Origin of the sequence: Streptomyces sp. NPDC093094, from assembly GCF_044754345.1 — a bacterium.
In the GTDB taxonomy this organism is placed as follows: Bacteria; Actinomycetota; Actinomycetes; order Streptomycetales; family Streptomycetaceae; genus Streptomyces.
This window is the reverse complement of the sequence record NZ_JBIVOX010000024.1, coordinates 78,333-96,698: the sequence shown is the minus strand read 5'-3', so window position 1 is coordinate 96,698 and position 18,366 is coordinate 78,333. Positions and strand designations below refer to the sequence as shown.

Below are 18,366 nucleotides of genomic sequence, written 5' to 3'. Positions count from 1 at the left end.
GAGCTCGCCGCGCTGCAGAGCGCCGCCTTCGGAGTGCCGGCCGACCGGCATGTGGAGGTCACTCGCACCCTTCCCGGTCCGGGCGGCACTCGCATGCCGCACAGCCTGCTCACCGAGATCGCCGCCTATGGGCGGTTCCCGCGGATCGGCAGCCCGTACTGCCGCAAGAGCGCCAAGGAGGGCGTGGTCTCCAGCGCCTGGACCCCGCTCGTGCGCCGGCTCGGGCGTGAACTCGGGCGGCCGGTGCGGATCCTGAAGGTCCTGGGCCTGCGCAGCGACGAAGGACCCGAGCGCAGGAAGCGTGCGGCCTGGCGCAGAGTGCAGGCCAACAGCGCGCGGGTCGTGGACGAGTGGCTGCCGGTGAAGGACTGGCCGACAGCCGCCGTCCGGGAATGGCACACCGGCGCGCCAGTGCCGTACTGCTGGACCTACGACTCCGCCCCCGGCGCCGGCGATTTCAGCGGCACCTCCCGCTGCTCGTGCTCGCTGTGTGTCTTCGCATCCCGCCGCGACCTGCTGCTGGCCCTCGGCCGTCGGCCGCGCCTGGCCGCCCTGTACGCCGAGGTCGAGCAGGTACGCGGCGACAGCTTCCGCCCCGACATCCGCATCACCGACCTGATCCGCCACGCCCGCCTGTGCAGTGCACCCGACCCTGGGATCATCTGCGCGGACGACGGGCCCGAGTTCACAGCCCTCGAAGCCCAAGTGCGCGCAGCCCTGCGGAAGGCGCCGCGCAGGGAGCCCGATCTGGCGCGGCGGGCCGGGCGGGCACTGTGCGACGGCTGCACTGCCGCACCTGATATCCGGCAGCATCCGCACCGCCCGGGAAGGCATGCTGATGACGATGACGACCACCCTCCAGCGGTTGCTCGACCTGGTCGCCGCCGCACCCGCCGCCGACGAGGTGAGCCTGCTGGTGTTCCTGCGCGAAGCGCACGGCCTGTACCACCAGGGATTTACCGCCTTCCGCCACATCGTCACGGCGCGTGTTGCCGCTCTGTCGCGGGAGGAGCTCGCGGCGGACGCCACCGCGGCCGGCATGCCCGGCGACCCGTCCCAGGACCGCGACGAACTCGTCCTGCTGCTCGTCCTCGCCGAATGGGAGGGCACGCCCGCGGCGCTGGCCTACACCGAGATGACCGACGACGCGGCCCGGCGCGGGGTGTCCCTGATCCCGGAGGAATGAACCGCTTCCGGCCATCCCCGACGAGAGCCGCGCGGACCGGTTCGTGGTCGACGACCCCGCGGCATACGGACGAGTCCATCCTCGCGGGTGCGGGAATCACAGAACGGCGGACGCCCATTGTTCACATGACCGGCCAGCCGTCCAGGGAGACGTCCGAGCCCTTGCTCAGATAGTGGCGCAGGGCACTGGCGGTGGTGTCGACGAAGGCTTCGGGGATGGCTTCGCCATCGACCCAGCAGACCTGGGAGTGCTTGCGCGGTTCGCGGTTCTCCGGTTCGCCGGTCCATTCGTGGGTGGCGAAGACCACCGTGAGGAAGCCGTTGGGGGCTTCGACGCCCCAGGCGCCGTGGATGATGTGGGCGACCTTGAGAGAGTCGGGCTTCACGGTGAGTCCCGTCTCTTCGTAGAGCTCGCGTACCGCTGTTTCGGTGATGGGTTCGCCTGGTTCGCTCTTGCCGACGGGCAGGTCCCACAGACCCTGGGCGAACTTGGCGTTTTCGCTGCGCTGGAGAAGGACGACGCGGTTGGTGGCCTTGTCGTGGACGATGACGGCCGCGACCAGCAAGGTCATCGATTCGAGTGCTGGCTTGAGGGCTGGGGAGCGGTCGTCGGTCTGCCGGGCCACGGTGATCCCTTCGTCGGGCGGGTTGTCGGGCATGTTAGGCGAGTGCTTGGCGGGCGCGGCGGGCGAGATCGGCGGCGCCGGGAACTCGGCGGCGCTGGTAGACCGCGAGGGTGGAGCGGATCGAGGTGATTGCCGTGCGGGTGCGGTCGGAGGTCATGCCCTCCATGAGGAGCAGGGCCCGGGTCCAGGCGTCGACGGCTTCGTCGGCGCGGGCCTGGGCGGCGAGGCTGTCGCCGAGGTCGGCGTGGGTAAGGGCGTGGACGCGCTTGTACTTGTCGGGATCCCAGCGGGTGAGGGCGTCGCGGTGCTGCTGTTCGGTGCCGGTGTGGTCGGCGAGGTCGGTCAGAGTGCGGGCGGTGTGGCTGGCCACGGTGCCAGCGGCGGGGCCGCTTACGCGGGAGTAGCTGGGCTGGGGCCCGTCGTCGCGCAGGAGGGCGTCCTCGGCAGCGAGCAGGGCGCGCGCTGCCAAGGGGTGCTCGTCGACGGCCGCGTATGCGCGGGCGTGGGTGATGTGAAGGAGGGCCTCGGTCTGACTGTCTACGTGGCCGAGGCCTGTGCGCAGGGCGGATTCGACCAGGTCGACGCAGTGGTGGGGCTGTTTGAGGCTCAGGGACTGGTGGGCGAGGGCACGCATCATCCAGGCGGCGTGCCCGTGCGGGTCCGCCTCGCAGGCGAGCTGGTAGCCGACCTGGTAGTACCGCTGGGCGGCGCCCTCCTGGCCGAGGTCGTGGTGCTTCCACCCCGCAAGGTAGGCCAGCTCGGCGACCGCGCCGAACGCGGCCCGCCGTAAGGATTCGTTCGAGAACCGGCCCCGAAGCATGGGAGCGGCGGTGTCTGCGAGGTAGGCGGTCACCGTGGTCAGGCCGTGACCGCCGCCGAGGCGCTCGTCGGCGGCGCTGAAGGCCGCGGTGATCTGGCGGACGACGTCCACGTCGTCCGCCCCGACCAGGGACGCGCCGGTGCGGGCACGCAGCATGCGGGCGGTGGCCTCGTGGTTGTAGCCGAGGGGCATGGCGACGCCGGCTGTGGTGAAGGCCGCGACGGCGAGGAACCGGCGGCGTTCGACATCGGCGCGGCCCAGGTCGGTGACCGCGATGACCGGGTCGGACTCCGCCGGCTCCTCGGCACCACCAGCACGGAGGCCGATCTCGGTCTGGGTGACCGGGCGTCCTGTTCGGCGGGACAGCGCCTCGGCCAGGTACTGACCGACGCGGCCCGAAGGGGTGCGGGTGCCGTTCACCCAGTGGGAAATGGCCGACTTGTTGGTCTGGAGGATCTCGCCGTTCTCGGCGGCGATGCGCTGAACGTCTCGGGCGAGGGCTTCGAAGGTACAGCGGGCAGCGTCGATGGCATCGCGCAAGCGGGAGTTGGGGTCTTTCTGCGCCGCCACGACTGTCTCCTACTCCGGGACTGTAAACCGCGTATACCGCTTCAACTGCCGTCCACCGTACCCACTGAGCGTGACAGCCGGTTCACTTATCAGCAGCCGCCCAGAACGAGGTGACCGTCATCCAGGGCCTCTCTTGGTCCGGGCGGTTCCCCGTAGTTCTTTACCCCCACTACTGGTTCGGGCATTGCTGTTCCCGGACCTGACGGAGACACCGTGACCGTCATCGACGACACGGCCTCACGGCCGAGCTGCCCCAGGCGTTCGGGCGTACCGGGACCGCTTGCCCGGCACCCAGGCCGACGGCCGACGCATCACGATCAACCCGGTCGAAATCGGCCGACTGCTGACCTCGCCTTCCCTGAGAGCGCACCACCCCAAGAGCCAGGGAGTCCCCCCGTGCAACCCCCGACGCAGGGCATCGCCCCCTCGGCGTTCAGAAACGCAACCGAGCACGCCCCGCAGCCCCACCGATCCGTCGCCACAGCCGCCCTGCGGCCGGAGCCGGAGGCCTTCCGCTTCCGCTGGTCCTCCAAGCTGCTGGCGAACGAGGCATCCGGCCCCAACGCCCGCCTCCGGGTCCGACCCCGGCTCACAGCGGTCTGCTGGGCCGGCAACATCGACGCCGCCGGACAGATCAGCGACCAGCTCGTCGACAACGCCGCCCGCCACGGCACACCGTTCCACGACGGCTGTATCGGAGTGCGGCTGACGGTCCTTCCGGACACGGACGAGCTTCACATCGAGGTCGACGATGCCGATCCCGCCTTTCCGGACTTCCGCACGATCTCCTGCGCACCCTCGCGAGGCAGCGGCCTGTGGTGGGTGCAGCACTACGGCGCCCGCCTGTCGTGGGAGCAGACTCTGGACGCCGACGGGTACGTGACCGGCAAGACAGTCACCGCGGTCCTGCGCCCGGTCGACGAGGGAGACTGGTCGTGAGCCTCACCGGACACTTACCCCGCCGCCAGCTGATCCCGGACAGGGACCTGCCACCCCCGGCCCCCGTCGGCTTCACGGCCACCAGCGGAACCATCGAACCGCAGCAGGTGGCCTCCGACATGGGCGACCTCGCCGCCCGCGTACGCAGCTTGATGGCGCTCCAGCAGCAGGACGTGCTCCAGCTCCCCCTCGGCGGGCACCTGTTCGACATCGTCGTCACCGCCAGCGGCCCCCAGGCCCACGCCGCCGTCGCGGTCATGGACGGCATCCAGCACACGAGCGGCGAACCGGCCGACGCGTGCGGACCCGTCATCGAAGACCCCCACCGCTCCTGGCTGATCTGGCTCGTCCCGCCCGGCACCAGCGAACAATGGGCGCCCCACCGCCACGCCCTGTGCCTCGGCCGGCCGCACCACCTGGCCCTGCCGCCCATGTCGGCGACGGAGCCGCCCGGACCGTACTGGCTGCGGCCCTGCCGCGGCGACCGCCTCGTCCCGCCCACCGCACTGCGCCAGCTCCTCGACCAGTTCCAACCCGGACCCGCACCCCACGAAACGCTACTGGCATCCGCGCTCGGCACGATCGCCTGAACCCCGCGTACGGCATCCCGCCCCCATCTCCGCAGGCACGCCCTGCCCGGTCGTCGCACGACCCTGACTCTGCGGCAATCGGGCAGGCAGCAACCTCACCCGCCCCCTCTCAGGAGAATGTCTTGATCACAGCGCCCACCTATCCCAGCGTCAGAGACGCATACGTGGCCCTATTGCAGCTCGCGACGAGGGAGCCCGAGCACCAGATCGAGGCTCGCGGCAACGCGGCGCGCGAGGTGATCGGTGTCAGCTTCCGTCTGCCCGATCCGCGCCAGCGGCTGCCTTACCTGGCCGAACGCAAAACCAACCCGGTCTTCCAGTTCGCCGAAGCGCTCTGGTACCTGGCCGGCCGCCGCGACGTGGACATGATCGGCTACTACGCACCGTCCATCCGTTCCAGCTGTACGGACGGCGTCCACCTCGGTGGGTCCGCATACGGCTACACCCTTTTCAACTCCGCCGACGGGGGTCAGTCTCCCTTCGACCTGGTCGTCGAGCTCCTGCTGAACGAGCGGGACAGCAAACGCGGCTACCTGTCGGTGTTCTCGACAGCCGAGCTCGCCGACCGCTCCAATCCGGATGTCGCGTGCCTCGCCGGCCTGCACTTGTTGCCCCGGGATGGCCACCTGCACATGGTGTGCAACATGCGGGCGAACGATCTCGACTGCGGCCTGCTGTCCGATGTGTTCTCCTTCACGATGATCCAGGAGTTCGCGGCGGTGCAACTCGGTCTGCGCTTGGGCACGTACACGCACACGATCGGCTCCGCGCACGTCAACGACCACAACGCCGACCGGGTCCGCCGTGTGCTGGACGAGGCAGCCAGCGGCCCTGCCGTGCACTTCGCCTTCCCCTCCCTGCCCGAGGACACCACCGCCGTGACCATCGAGCGGCTGCTGGTCCACGAAGAGGCACTCCGCACGAACGAGCTGCGCTACAACGCGCCGCACATCCAAAGCCATCTCGGCCTGCATCCGTATTGGCAGCAGGTCGTGATGCTGTTCGAGCTGTACCGGCAGATCCAGCACGACCAGGTCGCCACCGTCGATCCGGCGCTTCTGCACGCCCTTGACCCGGGCCTGCGCTGGCTGATGGTCCGCAAGTGGCCGGCCTGCGCCGCGGCAGTCGGGGGAGGTGCCCATTGAGCGCGGGCAAGCCGATGAGCGGCGCCGTGGTGGACGGGGTCGACTTCGACCGGTGGGCGGTCGTCCTGTGCAAGCCCGACGCCGTGGCGCGCGGGCTGACCTCACGCATCCTGGAGATGGTCGCGTCCGCGGGTTTCACCGTCACCAACCGCATGGACGTCGTCACCCAGCCGTGGCAGGCGCACGTGGCCTACCGGGACATGCTCGCTGGCACCGGCCGTCGCACCATACGCGATCTGCCCGCGTACATCGACGCCGCCTACGCGGGGCAGCCCGTCACGCTGGCTCTGGCGTACGGCGAGCCGGGGATCCACGCCCGGCTGCGGCAGCTCATCGGCCACACCGACCCGGTCCGCGCTGGAGCCGGGACGATCCGCGGCGAGCTGGGCGACGACAGCGTTGCCGTCGCGCGGGCAGAGAACCGGCTCGTGCGGAACCTGGTCCACACTTCCGACGATCCGGCTGGGGCGCGCCGCGAGTTCGGCACGTGGTACGGGCCGGGCGGTCGCCTGGAGGTCACCGACTTCGACCACTGCTCGGTCGTTCTGTGCAAGCCGGACGCCGTCTCGCGGGGCCTGGTCGATGCCGTACTGGACCGGATCGCCGCCGCCGGCGCCGAGATCGCCGGCCGGATCGACGTCACCGTGCAGCCGTGGCAAGTGCACGTGCACTACTGGGACCTCCTGGTCGATGCGGACCACTTCCCCGACCGTGACATCCCCGCGTGCCTGGACAACGCCTATGCGGGCAAGCAGGTCACCGTCGCCCTCGCGCACGGCGAGGGCGGCGTCCACGACCGGCTGCGGCAGCTCATCGGGCACTTCGACCCCACCCGTGCCGCCGCCGGAACCATCCGCGGGGACCTCGGCAACGACAGTCTCGAGGCCGCTGTCGAACAAGAACGCCTTGTGCACAACCTGGTGCACACCTCCGACGATGCCGACGCGGCCCGCCGCGACTTCGGCACCTGGTACGGCGCCCAGCGCCGCAGGCTGCTCACCGCGCTGTCGGCCGACGTGCCCCTCCAGCCCACGCTCACCCGACGCTGACCGGCTCCCTGCCTCGGAGGTCCCCGTGACTGCCTCTTCCGTGCCGCGCCACCGCATGCTGCCCCTTCTGAACGCCGAGCAGAGCAGCTCGCTCGCTCCCGCCCTCGCCGACGTGATCGAGTACCGCAAATCGGGTCTGTCGCTGAACCACGTCGTCGGCTGCCCGCTGGACTGCGGCTACTGCGTCCGGCATCTGTTCGGCAACTTCGAGATGAAGACGCCGCGGGCGCTGATGAGTGACGAAGCCGCCGTCGCCCTGCTGGTCGGCCACCCCTACTTCAGGCCGCACAGGACCCCCGTCCAGGTGTTCAACCGGGCCACCGACCCGATGCTGCCGGTGGTCAAGCCTCACACGTTCGAGGTTCTGCGGCTGCTCGACGGACAGGGCCTGACCAACCACGTCCTCGTCATCACCCGGTGGCGGGTGAACACGGACGACTGCGCCGTGCTCAACTCCTTCAAGAATCTGCGTCTGACGCTCCTCGTCACCCACTCCGGCATCGACCACCCGCAGATCGAACCCGTCAACTCCGCATACGCCGCCGACAGCCTCCGCATGCTCCACGAGCACGCCCAGAACTACCGCACGGTCCTGTACTGGCGGCCGATCGTGCCCGGCCTCAACGACTCCGACGAACACCTCGGGCAAGCCCGCGAGCTGTCCCTGCACGCGCACGCCACCGTCTTCACAGGCCTGTTCTTCCGCGACGAGATCAAGGCCTACTACGAGGACCACGGCCTGCCGGTCCCATACACCGAGGCGGCCCGGCGGAAGATCATGCCGGAGCAGGCGGAGCGGCGAATCCTGGATGCCTTCGCCCCTAACCAGGCCGCCGGAGGCGCCGAGTGGGGAACGCTGTTCCGCAAGACGAGCTGCGCAGTCGCCCACGCCTGGGGAGAGGCCGACTACAACGGCCACTACGGCGTTCGGGAACTGTGCGACATCTGCCCGCCCGACCAGATCGCGCTGTGCAAGAAGGCCTGGACCAGACCGGCGGTGGACGCCGCCGCACGCGAAGCGCACGCCCTGGGAGCAACTGGCGACGTCGCGGTCAACGACCGTGCCATCGTCGTTGAGGGACTGGACGAGCCGCGCCGCTACTACCTGCAGCACGGATTCGGCTACCAGTGCCACGACCGGAGCAAGCCCCACCACTACCGCCAGCACGGCCGGGCCTCCATCGGCTGGGAGGCGGAGGACGGACCCGACACGCCATGAACTTCGCCACCTGGCCCGCATTGCTCGTCGTCGATGTCGAAGGCAACGGCACCAACCCGCCCGACCTCGTCGAAGTCGCCGCGCTGCCCATCCGGGACGGACACCCCGACAAAAGCACCGCGGGCTGGTGGCTGACCCGCCCGAACCGCCCCCTCACCCCCTTCGCCACCCGGGTACACGGCCTGACCAACGACGTCCTGGCCGACCAGCCGACGTGGGACCAAGTAGCAGGCCAGGTCCACGCCTTCCTCGGCAACACCTGGATCTGCGCACACCACGCGCACACCGACTACCGCGTGCTCAGCGCGCACCTGCCCGGCTGGGAGCCTGCCGGCGTCCTGGACACCCTCCGGCTGGCCAAGGACGCCTTCCCCGACCTCGGCAAGTACACCCTGGACAAACTCATCGAACACGTGCAGCCCGACCTGCGCGAAGCACCAGGCGCCCGGCACCGGGCCACCTTCGACGCCTTCGCCACAGCTCAGATCCTCATCGCCATGGCCTCCCGCTACGACACCTGGGACCAACTGGTCGCGGCGGCCGTGCCGCCCGGCCTGCCCGGCGCCCCCGAGCCAGAAAAGGACCCCACCCTGTGGTGACCTCCTCCCCCGAGCCCTTCCGCATCGCCGTTCTCGGCACCCATGCGACAGGCAAAACGACGCTCCTGAAGCGCATAGAGATGGAGCTGCGCGGCCACGGCCTCACCGTGGCCCGCACCGGCCGGCTCGGCAAGCGCGCCGCCGCGGCCGGCCTGCCCAAGATGCAGCACCACACCGCCCGGTCCACCGAGTGGATCATCGCCCAGGGCATCCTCGACGAGACCCACGCCGCCGCGCAGGGCCCCGAAGTCGTCCTCATCGACCGCGCCGCCCACGACGCCATCGCCTACTACGACGCCGCGATGGCGTTCCGGGCCCAGACCCCGCCCCGGCTCGAGCGCGAACGCCTCCTGATCCTCGCCTCCACCCAGCTCCCCAAGTACGACCTGCTGCTGGCGACCGTGCTCGACGAGAGCGTGCCCGTTGACACCAGCCACGACTACGACGCCGCCTTCCGGCGCCTCGTCGACAACTGCGTGCACCGTCTCCTGGCAGGCGAGGTCATCACCCACCAACGGGTGACCAGCGACCCCGACAGCCAGGCACACGCCGTCGACGTCGCCATCCGGCGCTGCCTCACCGAGCAGCCCGCATGATCCCCACCCCGCCCGCCGGCACCATCACCATCGCCGGGAAAACCGTCTCCCGCCTCGGCTTCGGCACCATGCGACTGACCAACTCCGGAACATGGGGCGACCCGGACGACCGCGACACAGCCCTCAGCGTGCTGCGCCGGGCCGTGCACACCCACGGCATCAGCCACATCGACACCGCCGACGCCTACGGCCCCCACACCGTCGAACACCTCATCCGCGAAGCGCTCCACCCTTACCCCGACCATGTACTGATCGCCACGAAGGTCGGCATGGTCCGCCCCGCCCCCGACCAATGGAAACCGCTCGGCAACCCCTTCTACCTGCGAGCCTGCGTCGAAGCGAGCCTGCGCCGCCTGAAGGTGGAGCGACTCGAGCTGTGCTACCTGCACCGCATCGACCCCCACGTCCCGCCCGAGGAGCAGATCGCCGTGCTGCACGCCCTACAGGACGAGGGGAAGATCGGGCACCTCGGCCTGTCGAAGGTCACAACCGACGACATCCGGTACGTCGCCGCGCACCGGCCCGTCGCCGCGGTGCAGAACGTACTGAACACCACCGACCACCATGACCCGGCCGTGGAACTGTGCCGCAACCTCAACATCCCCTACGTGGCCTACCGCCCCCTGGACGCCGGTGTCCTCGCCCGCGCCTACGGCCCCGCCGCCCCACTGCACTGGCTCCTCTCCCAGGGCCCGCACATCGCCGCCATCCTCAGCACCAGCCGGCCCCAGCACCTCGATGACATCGTGGCCGCCGTGCAGAACGGCCCCGCCTGATGCCCACCCAGACGGCCACCGTGCCCGCTCAGCCCCCTCACGCCCCCTACGAAAACTGGCGACCGCCGGTGATCGGCGTCTCGCTGCTCGTCCCGGTCGGAGCCGACGGCATCACCGTCGTCGACCTGTGCGGCATGCCGATGCTTCCCGTGGGCGCCGTGGGCGACGGCCAGACCCCGCAGGAAGCCGGCTACCGGGTGCTCACCGATCCCTCCGGCGGGCTGCGGCTCCTGCGGCGCGTCGCCGTCGACCGCAGGCAGATGCGACGCAGGAAGGTGATCACCCACATAATCGCCGCAGCACCGATGACCCGTGAAGCCGTGACCTGCCTGGCATACCGCGACCCCCGGGCCACCGTACGCGTCATGCCGACCCTGCAGCTCCTGGACCAGTGGCCCACCGGACGGATACGTCTCCTGGTGAGTCTGCAGGCCCTGGCGACCGGAGACACCGCATGCATCGACACCGATGTCGTGCAGCCCCAAGCACCCCCAGCCCTCCACCGATAGCGCTCCCGGGCGCAACCGAGCGCCACCTCGCCGCGCTCGCCACACAACGCCAAGCACACGACGGCCGCACACTCATGCAAGCCTGCGCCCTCGGAGCAGGAACAGTTCCCGACCAAGTGCAACGGGACCCGAGCGGGGCGCTCAAGACCAGCAACCAAGTCATCCGCGACAGCCTTGCCGCCGGCCACGAACAGTGAACACCAGCGCCGCGTGGCCAGCAGCTGCCGTCCACCCGGTGGCAACCACGCGACGAGCGCAGGCTTTTGCCGGCAGACCGCCGGCTCCGCGCGGTCCCAGGCCGGAAGGCTCACCACACCGATCGTTGCAGCACGACACGAAGGACTGATCTGCATGCCGATGGAGAAACACCGCCACAGCTGCCGCCACTGCACCGCCCCCACCACCCGGGGCCCGTCCCCCGGTGCCGTGAACCGGCCCGCCGAGGGAGGCACCCGGTGAAGAGTTTCTTCAAGCCGGTGAAGATGACCGAGGCGCAGGTGAGCGATGCCGAGCAGGAGCTGTTCGGCGGGCCGCTGCGCTACGACATGGGCTGGTCCCAGTATGAGCATGCCGGGCTCGACCTGACCATGACGTCCGCGCTGCGCTCCATGCCCTCCCTCGCCGGCGCGACCTTGCGCATGGCGTGGCAGGCCGACCGGCGCGCGCTGGGCGCCGTCGCGGTCAGTGAGATCGGCCAGGGAATCGCCGCGGCCCTCGGCCTGCTCGCCGTCAACGCCGTCATGCACGCCCTGATCGCCGGAAGCGGCCCTGCCGCCGAGCGGCTCACCGAGCTGTTACCCGGCCTGCTGGCCGTCGGCGCGATCGGTGCCGTGAACTCTGTCCTCGCTGCCTGGTCCACCTCCCGTGCGGGGCGGCTGGAGCCGAAGGTCGAGCGGACCGCCACCACCCAGTACCTCGCGGCTGCCGCGAACGTCGAGCTGGAAGCCATCGACGACCCCGACTTCCGGCGGCTCGTCGACGTCGCCCAGCACGGTCCCGGCGCTGCCCGGCGCATGATCGGCGCCTGTGTCGCCGCGCTGAACGGCCTGATCTCCCTGATCGCCACCGCCGGCGTGCTGGCCGTGCTCCATCCCGCCCTGCTGCCGCTGCTGATCCTCATCGCAGCCCCGCGCGGCTGGGGCGCGATGCGCGTGGCCCAGGAGCGGTACGTGTCGGTGATGAGCTGGATCGAGCACGTACGGGCCGGCCGGCTCATCGGCAACCTGCTCACCGAGCGCACCGCCGCGCAGGAGGTCCGCCTGCACGCCGTCGGCACATTCCTTCTGAGCCGTTACCAGCGGATGGCCGAGAGCGCCGAGAGCGAGCAGGAACGCCTCGCCTCCAGCAAGGCATTGACGGAATGGGTTGCCTCAGCGCTGTCGGGTGTGGCGATGGCTGCGACGTACGGGGCCCTGTTCTGGCTGATCACGGCCGGGCACATGAGCCTGGCCGTCGCCGGGACCGCCGTGATCGCGGTACGCACGGGCTCGGCGAGCCTGGGCGCGCTGGTGATGAACATCAACCAGCTCCACGAGGAGTCCCTCTACGTCCGCGACCACGGCCGGTTCCTGGACCAGGCGGCCCGCCGGACCATCCCCGCCGGCGGCGCCCCGGTGCCGCAGCGGATCAGGCAGGTCGTGCTCGACGGCGTCTCCTACCGCTATCCCGACCGTGACACGGCCGCCCTGAAGGAGGTGTCGCTGACGCTGCCGATGGGCTCGGTCACCGCCGTGGTGGGTGAGAACGGCTCCGGCAAGAGCACCCTAATGAAGATCCTTTCGGCGCTGCTGCTGCCGCAGGCCGGGACCCTGCGCTGGGGAGACGCGGACGTCACCGGACTGGACCGGGCGCAGGTCTTCGAGCGCGTCGGCCTGCTCACCCAGGACTTCCAGCGCTGGCCCGTGACCGCCGAAATGAACATCCGCCTCGGCCGCCCCACCCGCGCCGCCACCCCCGAGGACCTGCAGCCGTCCGTCGACTACGCCGGCGCCGGCCCCCTGATCACCCGGCTCCCCGACGGCCTGCGCAGCCTGCTGGCCCGCATGTTCCGAGGAGCCGTCGAACTCTCCGGCGGGGAATGGCAGAAGATCGGACTCGCCCGCACCCACTGGCGCAGCGCCACCGCGCACGCGGACAGCATCCTCATCGTCGACGAACCCACCTCCGCCCTCGACCCGCAGGCCGAGATCGAAGCGTTCGACCGCATCCGACGCCTCGCCGCCCCCGACCGGGCCGTCGTCCTGGTCACCCACCGCATGTCCGGCGTCCGCCACGCCGACCACATCTACGTCCTCCACCACGGACGCCTCGCCGAACACGGCACCCACGACGAACTCATCACCGCACAAGGCCGCTACGCCACCATGTTCCACGCCCAGGCAACCCAGTACGCCCCCACACCCGCCGTCCCCAAACCCGCCGAACCCAGCATCCCGGACCCCGCCTGACCCGCACGAAAAACCCGGCCCGACACCGCATGGCTGCGCCCTCGCCGACCGCAGAGCACCCCGTGACCTGATCGACGTATGCACAGCCCCGCACCGCTGCAGCAACACCGAACTCCAGGAATTCGGCCAGCCGCACGCGCCGGGGGCCGCCTCGACCGTGATGAGCCACAGGCGAACCTCACCGGCACCGAATGAACCGACGACCTCCACCGCCTACGGAGTCGATGACACCACCACCAGCGCGCTGCGCGCCTGGGCACTTCGACTGACCGACGACCTCGCTGCCCGGCCGTCTGAAGGAAGCCGACAACCCGGACGCCAGCTGCCACAGGGAAGGCCCACACCGCGCCGCTGGCCCACGACACAGCCCGCCGCGAGCAGCCCTCGTCCCCGCGGCATGAACCACTCCCGGCCATCCCCGAGCCGGGGGCGGGTTCAGGCACTGGCCTCCAGCCTTCGATCCTGTCATTATGTGAAGTGCGGGCCGGGAGAACCGGACCGCCCCCGATCTGGAGGGACACCCCTGCCATGACCTCGCGCGATGAGCCCCGCCTGGCCGACGCCGCCGAGATCGCAGCCGAACACGGCCTCACCCCCGCCCGCATCAGCGGCCTCTACACCAGCCGCACCCCCAACGCCGCCGGCACCCCCTTCCCCGAGACCGCCGGACAGCGCGGCCGCGCCCGCCTGTGGAACCACGCCGACGTCACCGCCTGGTTCGCCCACCGCGGCCAGGCCCGCCTGCGCAGCCACACCCCGCCCGCCCGCGACCCGCAGGAACTCCTCAACGCCGCCGAGGCGTCCCGGTTCCTGGGCTACAAGAATCCCAACCAGGTCACCACCTACGTCCGCGACCACCCCGGCTACTTCCCCGCACCCGACCACGTCGAGGAGATGGGGACCGCCGACAACCCCTACCGGCGCCTGCAATGGCGCGTGCAGACGCTGACCGACTGGATGGCCACCCGGCCCGGCCGCGGCAAACGCACCGGCGCCACACGCAGCGCTCCGGCCCTGCCGGACGTTCCCCTCGACGGCGACCCCGACGAGCTGCTCGGGGCCACGCAGGCGGCGGTGCTGCTGGGGTTCAAGAGCGTCAACTCCTTCTCCTCCAGCATCGCCCAGGGAAACCTCCCCCACCTGGCGACACCCGATGCGCTCAGCGAGAAGGGCGGACGCCGGCGCTGGACCCGACGGCGGATCCTCGATCAGGCCGCCCAGCGGCGTGCGGGACGCTAGAAACCGGCCCGGCACCCGTACCGCGCCCCGCCCGCCGTGCTCGATGGCGGGCGGGGCGTGGTACGGCCGCCGCGGGGCGACCACGGGGCGTACCAGGGCAGTTGTGTCCCGTTCGTGACCGTGGTCGGGGTCTGGTGGTCGGGGTTGTGGTCGGGGTGAGCGGCTTTCCTCGACAGCAAGGACCACCGCCGTCAGCCCCGGAGGGACACACTGTCATGCCCCACAGCCGCAGCCGGGCATCGCGCGCGCTGGCGCCGAGCCCGGCGGACACGCTGGCGCCGCAGGTGCTGGCCGCGCTCGGCCAGCACCGGATCGCCACCACCGGCCAGCTGCGCAGGATGCTGCGCCCGACGGGGTCGCGGCAGCTGCTGTCGCGGGTGCTGAACCATCTGCGCGCCGGCGGCTACACCGACTTCACGGTGCTGCACGAGGCGAACCGGACGAGGACCAACGCCTGGTATCTCACCGAGGCCGGGGCCCGCGTGATCCGGGGCCTGCCCCTCCTGGGCGGGCGCCCGCCCTACCCGGTGACGTCGGCGACGGCGGCCTCTTTGAAGACCCCGCACACTCTCGCCGTCGTCCGCGCGCATCTGACGTTCGCCGAGGACGCCCGCCGCCACGGACACGAGCACGGGCCCTGGGACTGGACCCCGGAGGTCTCCCACACCATCGGCGACGGACAGCGCCTGGTCGCCGACGCGCTGATGTACTACACCGCCACCAGCCCCGAACAGCGCCGCAAACTCCGCGCGTTCATCGAGGTCGACCGCACCACCATGAGCAGCGAGCGCCTCGCGGCGAAGCTGATCGAGTACGCCCGGCTGTTCCATTACGAGCCCCAGGCCCCCGGCCGGCGCCGGCAGCCCTCGGCGGGGCCGTCCTGGCTGCGCTGGTACCCCGCCTTCCCCCGCGTGCTGTTCATCCTCACCGGTGCAGCGCGCACCCGGCTGCAGGACCGGATCGGGGATCTGCAGGCGATGACCGCCCGCCACCTGCTCGTCGCCGACCTGGCCCGGGAGGTCCGCCTGGGCGCCGCGATCCTCGAGGACCTCGAGCAGCACGGACCGGGACAGCCGGTGTGGACACCGCTGACCGGCGGCAGGGTGCGGCCGTGGACGGAACTGTGAGACGCGCGGCGGCAGATGTACGTCACGGCAATCTGGTACGCCCACCAGACCACCGAAACGCACCACAAGGGCAACAGCCCCGGCCGAGGGCACCAGCGGCTTTGTTCACAAGCGCAGCGGGCGGGAATGACCGCCTGCCGCCCCTCGTCGCCGGTCTCGCCCGCGGGGAGTCAGAGCACCACGCGTGCGGGCAGGGCATCCGCCCGTCCGTAGGCCAGCACCTGGGCGAGGACTTCCCGGAACCGGGCGACGTCCTCGGCCGGTACTTCGATGGCGGTCTCGATCTCGCTGTCGTCCAGCCCCAGACTCTCCAGCGCCTCCGGATCCAATGAGACGCGGAGGGTGTCGCCTTCCAGGACCGCTTCGCGCACGCAGCCGTAGGCGGTCCCCTGACCGGCGGTGACCAGGCAGTGCGTGTCCATTCCCAGAGCGACCTCCTGGTCGTCGGGATCTTCTTCGCCCGCCATGAACAGCAGGATGAAGCCCCTGCCGTCCTCGCGCTCGGCAAGGCCGGCCTCGGTGGAGTAGCCGTCGGGATCTATCTCTGCTCCGGCGGCACGGGCCGTGAATCTGTACGTCATGACGCGGTTCTATCAACGCGCTCAGGCGCAGCCCGAGGCAGGAACACCGCCGTTCGAGCGTCACTGGGACGCCACCATGTCCGGCCGCCAGCTGGCGGCCGACCGCTGAGCAGACCGCCCGGAGGCCGGAGGTGGCACTGCCGACGACCGGACGCCGCAGGCCCCGCCCCTGCAAGGGAACCTTGGGTCCCTGCAGCTGAACATGGGCGAAGGCGGTCCGGAAGCCTGCCCCGGCTGAGTGCTGGTTCAGGTGAGGAGGGCGGCGAGGGCTGCGGTGACGGTGGCGGCGAGGGTGATGACCGCGGCAAAGACGGTGGCGGCGCGGGTGAGGGCGGTAGGCCAGGTGGCGCCGTCCAGGCGGGCGAGCTTGCCCGCGCCGGCCGCGGCGAGCAGTGCGACGATGATCACGAGTGCGGTGGTCAGGAGGACGAGGGCGACGGTCACGGCAGGCTCCCTGCAGGCGGTAGGGGTGCTGACGTGGTCGAAAGTCCCGGAAACGGTGTGCGCCGGGGTTCGCCGGGACAAACATGAACATCGGCGAACACATCAGATGCCGGAGGGCGGGCACGTGCGAGACGGGCAGGACGGCCACGAGCCGGCGCTCACCGAACTGCGCCGACGGCTGGCCGGCGGACTGGCCCAGGCCCGGCTGAACCAGACCCAGCTCGCTCGCCGGGCACAGCTGGGGCGCACCACGGTGTCGGAGGCGCTCTCGCCTCGGAAGCCGGTGCCGTCGGCGGAGACGGTGGCGGCGCTGGCCCGCGCGCTGAGGCTGCCGGTGGAGGAGCTGCTGGAGCTGCAGCGGACCGCGGCCGCGGAGCCCGGCACGGCCGTGTCGGGCGGGCCGGGGCGTCCGATCGGACAGTGGGAGCCGCACGATCTGGAGGTTCATCCCGCCGGGCCCGGCCGGGCTCCCTCGGGCTCCGATACGCCCGAGGAACGGATGCTGCCCGGATACGTACGGCGCGAGCATGACCGGGTGCTGGCCGAGGCGGTGAAGGATGCGGCGTCCGGCCGCAGCCGGATCGTGGTCCTGGTGGGCACCTCCTCGACCGGGAAGACCCGGGCCTGCTGGGAGGCCGTGCAGCCGCTGGCCGACCGGGGCTGGCGGCTGTGGCACCCCTTCGACCCCACCCGGGCCAAGGCCGCGCTGGAGGATCTACGGCATGTGGGGCCGCGCACGGTGGTGTGGCTGAACGAGGCCCAGCACTACCTCGGCGACCGGACGGCCGGTGAGGAGATCGCGGCGGCCGTCCACCACCTGCTGATCAGCCCGGAGCACGGGCCGGTCCTGGTGCTGGGCACGCTGTGGCCCGAGTACGCGAAGAAGTACACCACCCTGCCCACACCCGGCGCGCAGGATCCGCACAGCCGGGTCCGGGAACTCCTGGCCGGCCGCACCCAGACCGTCTCCGACGTCTTCGACGACGAGGCCCTGGCCAAGGCGACTGCCCTGGCCGAGGGCGGAGACCGGCTGCTGGCCGGTGCCCTCACCCGCGCCGGCTCCACGGGGCGGGTGACCCAGGATCTGGCCGGTGCCCCGGAACTCCTCAACCGCTACCAGCACGCCGGCCCGGCCGCCAAGGCGCTGCTGGAAGCGGCGATGGACGCACGCCGCCTCGGCGTCGGCCTCCACCTCCCCCAGCCCTTTCTCACCGGTGCCGCCCCCGGCTACCTCACCGACCTCGACTACGACCGGCTGACCGACGACTGGGCCGAACAGGCTTACGCCGAACTCGCCGAACCCGTCCACGGCAGGCAAGCCCCCCTGCCCCGCGTCACCCCCCGGCCCCCACAGCACCCGACCAGCCTTATCGCAGCCGCGGCCGAGCCGTCCTCGCAGGCGGTGGGGCCGCTGTTCCGGCTCGCCGACTATCTCGACCAGCACGGCCGCAGCGCCCGCCGCCATCTGTGCCCGCCCGCCGCCTTCTGGCACGCCGCCCACACCCACCTCACCCACCCCGACGACCTGAACAACCTCGCCCAGGCCGCCGGGAGACGCCACCGCCTGCAGTGGGCCGACCATCTGCTCCACCTCGCCGCCGCCCACGGCAGCCCCAACGCCCTGTTCATCCTGGCGATGAGCCGGGAGATGGCCGGGAACCCGCGCGGCGCCGAGAACCTGGCCCGCCAGGCCGCCGACCACGGCAACACCAGCGCCCTGTTCAGCCTGGCGATGAGGCGAGAGGAAGCCGGGGACCCGGGCGGCGCCGAGACTCTTCTCCGGCAGGCCGCCGACCACGGCAACACCGACGCCCTGTACAACCTGGCCATGAGGCGGGAGAACGCCGGAGACCCGACCGGCGCCGAAACCCTCGCCCGCCAAGCCGCCGACCACGGCAACACCAC

General features: G+C 71.0%; 18 protein-coding genes. 14 read left to right on the top strand and 4 right to left on the bottom strand.

The features are described from left to right. The first annotated feature begins 844 nt into the window (after positions 1–844). Positions 845–1,186, top strand: coding sequence for a hypothetical protein (locus ACIQGV_RS34865; protein ID WP_402502175.1), 342 nt, complete (start codon positions 845–847; stop codon positions 1,184–1,186). 121 nt (positions 1,187–1,307) lie between these two features. Here the strand turns inward: ACIQGV_RS34865 and ACIQGV_RS34860 are convergent, their stop codons facing one another. Then, on the bottom strand, positions 1,308–1,844 hold the full coding sequence (locus tag ACIQGV_RS34860) for an NUDIX domain-containing protein (RefSeq protein WP_402502172.1): 537 nt from the start codon (positions 1,842–1,844) through the stop codon (positions 1,308–1,310). Position 1,845: 1 nt separating this feature from the next. Next, positions 1,846–3,201: a tetratricopeptide repeat protein gene (locus tag ACIQGV_RS34855; RefSeq protein WP_402502169.1), complete on the bottom strand. Its 1,356-nt coding sequence runs from the start codon at positions 3,199–3,201 to the stop codon at positions 1,846–1,848. A gap of 396 nt (positions 3,202–3,597) precedes the next feature. Here ACIQGV_RS34855 and ACIQGV_RS34850 point away from each other — a divergent pair, with 396 nt between their 5' ends. The 12 genes from ACIQGV_RS34850 (at position 3,598) to ACIQGV_RS34795 (ending at position 15,436) form a co-directional block, all read left to right on the top strand. Next, entirely contained in the window at positions 3,598–4,140 is a 543-nt protein-coding gene (locus ACIQGV_RS34850; RefSeq protein WP_402502166.1) for a hypothetical protein, read from the top strand. Beyond that, complete coding sequence (locus ACIQGV_RS34845) at positions 4,137–4,730, top strand: hypothetical protein (RefSeq protein WP_402502163.1); 594 nt, start codon at positions 4,137–4,139, stop codon at positions 4,728–4,730. Before ACIQGV_RS34850 ends, ACIQGV_RS34845 begins: the two co-directional genes overlap by 4 nt. Positions 4,731–4,894: 164 nt before the next feature. Continuing rightward, positions 4,895–5,875, top strand: coding sequence for a thymidylate synthase (locus tag ACIQGV_RS34840; RefSeq protein ID WP_402502160.1), 981 nt, complete (start codon positions 4,895–4,897; stop codon positions 5,873–5,875). Further along, positions 5,872–6,924 (top strand): nucleoside-diphosphate kinase, encoded by a 1,053-nt coding sequence (locus ACIQGV_RS34835; RefSeq protein WP_402502157.1) that lies wholly within the window; start codon positions 5,872–5,874, stop codon positions 6,922–6,924. Before ACIQGV_RS34840 ends, ACIQGV_RS34835 begins: the two co-directional genes overlap by 4 nt. A 25-nt stretch (positions 6,925–6,949) precedes the next feature. Further along, positions 6,950–8,143 carry a radical SAM protein gene (locus ACIQGV_RS34830; RefSeq protein WP_402502154.1) on the top strand — a complete coding sequence of 398 codons (1,194 nt, stop codon included), beginning with the start codon at positions 6,950–6,952 and terminating at the stop codon, positions 8,141–8,143. Next, entirely contained in the window at positions 8,140–8,742 is a 603-nt protein-coding gene (locus tag ACIQGV_RS34825; RefSeq protein WP_402502151.1) for an exonuclease domain-containing protein, read from the top strand. Before ACIQGV_RS34830 ends, ACIQGV_RS34825 begins: the two co-directional genes overlap by 4 nt. Then, positions 8,736–9,338 carry an AAA family ATPase gene (locus tag ACIQGV_RS34820; protein WP_402502147.1) on the top strand — a complete coding sequence of 201 codons (603 nt, stop codon included), beginning with the start codon at positions 8,736–8,738 and terminating at the stop codon, positions 9,336–9,338. Before ACIQGV_RS34825 ends, ACIQGV_RS34820 begins: the two co-directional genes overlap by 7 nt. Further along, positions 9,335–10,114, top strand: a complete 780-nt coding sequence (locus ACIQGV_RS34815) for an aldo/keto reductase (protein WP_402502144.1) — start codon at positions 9,335–9,337, stop codon at positions 10,112–10,114. Before ACIQGV_RS34820 ends, ACIQGV_RS34815 begins: the two co-directional genes overlap by 4 nt. Continuing rightward, complete coding sequence (locus ACIQGV_RS34810) at positions 10,114–10,623, top strand: hypothetical protein (RefSeq protein WP_402502141.1); 510 nt, start codon at positions 10,114–10,116, stop codon at positions 10,621–10,623. Before ACIQGV_RS34815 ends, ACIQGV_RS34810 begins: the two co-directional genes overlap by 1 nt. Before the next feature lie 455 nt (positions 10,624–11,078). After that, positions 11,079–13,070: an ABC transporter ATP-binding protein gene (locus tag ACIQGV_RS34805; RefSeq protein ID WP_402502138.1), complete on the top strand. Its 1,992-nt coding sequence runs from the start codon at positions 11,079–11,081 to the stop codon at positions 13,068–13,070. A 528-nt stretch (positions 13,071–13,598) separates the two neighbouring features. Next, positions 13,599–14,309: a hypothetical protein gene (locus ACIQGV_RS34800; RefSeq protein ID WP_402502135.1), complete on the top strand. Its 711-nt coding sequence runs from the start codon at positions 13,599–13,601 to the stop codon at positions 14,307–14,309. Between the two features lie 215 nt (positions 14,310–14,524). Continuing rightward, complete coding sequence (locus ACIQGV_RS34795; RefSeq protein WP_402502132.1) at positions 14,525–15,436, top strand: replication-relaxation family protein; 912 nt, start codon at positions 14,525–14,527, stop codon at positions 15,434–15,436. Positions 15,437–15,606: 170 nt separating this feature from the next. Here the strand turns inward: ACIQGV_RS34795 and ACIQGV_RS34790 are convergent, their stop codons facing one another. Both ACIQGV_RS34790 and ACIQGV_RS34785 read right to left on the bottom strand, forming a co-directional pair. Beyond that, positions 15,607–16,017 (bottom strand): Imm10 family immunity protein, encoded by a 411-nt coding sequence (locus ACIQGV_RS34790; RefSeq protein WP_402502128.1) that lies wholly within the window; start codon positions 16,015–16,017, stop codon positions 15,607–15,609. 246 nt (positions 16,018–16,263) lie between these two features. Then, complete coding sequence (locus ACIQGV_RS34785; protein WP_402502125.1) at positions 16,264–16,461, bottom strand: hypothetical protein; 198 nt, start codon at positions 16,459–16,461, stop codon at positions 16,264–16,266. A 124-nt stretch (positions 16,462–16,585) separates the two neighbouring features. Between ACIQGV_RS34785 and ACIQGV_RS34780 the strand changes: the two genes are divergently transcribed. Beyond that, positions 16,586–18,366: helix-turn-helix domain-containing protein (locus ACIQGV_RS34780; RefSeq protein ID WP_402502122.1), on the top strand; the 1,781-nt coding region annotated here is incomplete at its 3' end.